This window comes from Mesorhizobium sp. M8A.F.Ca.ET.207.01.1.1, assembly GCF_004794715.1.
GTDB lineage: Bacteria > Pseudomonadota > Alphaproteobacteria > Rhizobiales > Rhizobiaceae > Mesorhizobium.
Genome location: NZ_SRUS01000572.1, coordinates 1 through 284 on the forward strand (window position 1 = coordinate 1; position 284 = coordinate 284).

General features: G+C 66.5%; 1 protein-coding gene. It reads right to left on the reverse strand.

Annotated elements, in window-relative coordinates; translation table 11 throughout:
* On the reverse strand, window positions 1-284 hold a 284-nt coding region (locus EN850_RS35880; RefSeq protein ID WP_136093092.1), incomplete at both ends, for an SIS domain-containing protein.

Sequence of the window (284 nt, forward strand, 5' to 3'; positions counted from 1 at the left end):
GCGTGAGGGATGAAGAAGGCATGCTCGGCCGGAGGGACGAGCGGCGAGGATCGGGAATCGGTGATCGCGATCACGCTCTGGCCGTTTGCCGCGGCGATGCGGCCGACCTCCGCGACGCTGCGCGTATAGGGCGCGCAGCTCGCTATGATGACGACATCGCCAGGTTCGAGCTGTGACAGCGCCTCGGCTACGCCCAGGCGTGGCGCATCGAGCAGAGCCACGTCCGAGCGCACCATGCCCAGGCAATAGGTGAGGAAGCTCGCCAGCGAATGGAACTGGCGAAC